At 65.3% G+C, this 1,220-nt stretch carries 1 protein-coding gene; it reads left to right on the top strand.

Annotation, left to right across the window (positions count from 1 at the left end):
- Positions 1-1,213 (top strand): DoxX family protein (locus NY1_RS43995; protein WP_169815497.1); only part of this gene is annotated, 1,213 nt, incomplete at its 5' end.
- Between the last annotated feature and the right edge of the window lie 7 nt (positions 1,214-1,220).

Here is a 1,220-nt window from a genome sequence, read left to right as displayed (position 1 = left end):
GTTCGGGTTGCCGACGGATATGGTGCTCGGTTTCGCGAAATGGTCCGCGCTGCATCCGCTCACCGACTGGGTGGGCGAGCACCTGTTCGACACGCGCGCCGACTACTCGGCTTCCGGGAGCAGTGATACCGCCACGCAATGGATCTGGCTGTTCACGCTGCTGATGGTCAGCATCCTGGCGACCGTCGTCTGGTCGGTACTCGATCGCAAACGCCCCGACTATGTGCGGCTCTACGGCTGGTTCCGGCTGCTGCTGCGCGCGGTGCTGGTGGCCGCGCTGCTGCTCTACGGCATGGTGAAGGTGCTGCCGTCGCAGATGACCTTCAGTCTGGAGCGGCTGATCGAGCCGTTCGGTGACATGAGTCCGATGTCGATTCTGTGGGCCTCGACCGCGATGTCGGAACCCTACGAAATGGCTTTGGGCGCAGCGGAAATCACCGCCGCGCTGCTGCTGGTGCTCCCGCGCACCGCCGGCCTGGGCGCGGTGCTGGCCTTCGTTGTGTCACTACAGGTCGCTCTGCTCAATCTCACCTTCGACGTACCGGTGAAACTGTTCGCCCTGCAACTGGTCGTGTACTCGGCCATCCTGGCAGCACCCGATATCGCGCGAATCGTCAAGGCGCTCACCGGACATGCCGTCCCCGCCCCGGCCACGCCCCCACTGGTCGCCGGCCGGCGCGGGCAGAAGATCCTGCTGGCCGCCCAGGTGATCTTCGGTGTGTGGCTGCTGATCACCGCGATCATCGAGGGCCACGACGCCTGGAGCTCCTACGGCAACGGCCGCGCCAAATCCCCGCTGTACGGCATCTGGAACGTCACCGAATACACCGTCGCCGGACAAACACTGCCACCCCTGGTCGACTACAGCGGCAAACCGCACAATGCCCAGGCGCTCAGCGCCAACGAGCGCTTCCGCCGCATCATCTTCGACAGCACGATCGGCGTCACCGCACAACGCATGGACGATTCCATGGTGTCCTTCCCCGGCGAAGTCGACACCGAAACCCACACCGTCATCCTCGCGAAGGACCTCGCGCATCAGTGGAAGATCGCGACCTTCACCTACCAGCAGCCCGAGGCGGACGAGCTGATCCTGGAAGGCCAGCTCGGCGGCAAGCCCGTGCGCATGCGACTGCAGCGCATCGACCTGGACCGCTTCGAATCCGTCTCCCGCGGCTTCCGCTGGGTGCAGCCCGCACCCTACTTCCGCTGAGCCGCGG

Source organism: Nocardia yamanashiensis NBRC 100130, assembly GCF_001613325.1.
GTDB classification, from domain to species: domain Bacteria; phylum Actinomycetota; class Actinomycetes; order Mycobacteriales; family Mycobacteriaceae; genus Nocardia; species Nocardia yamanashiensis.
This window is presented reverse-complemented; position numbering and strand designations above follow the sequence as displayed.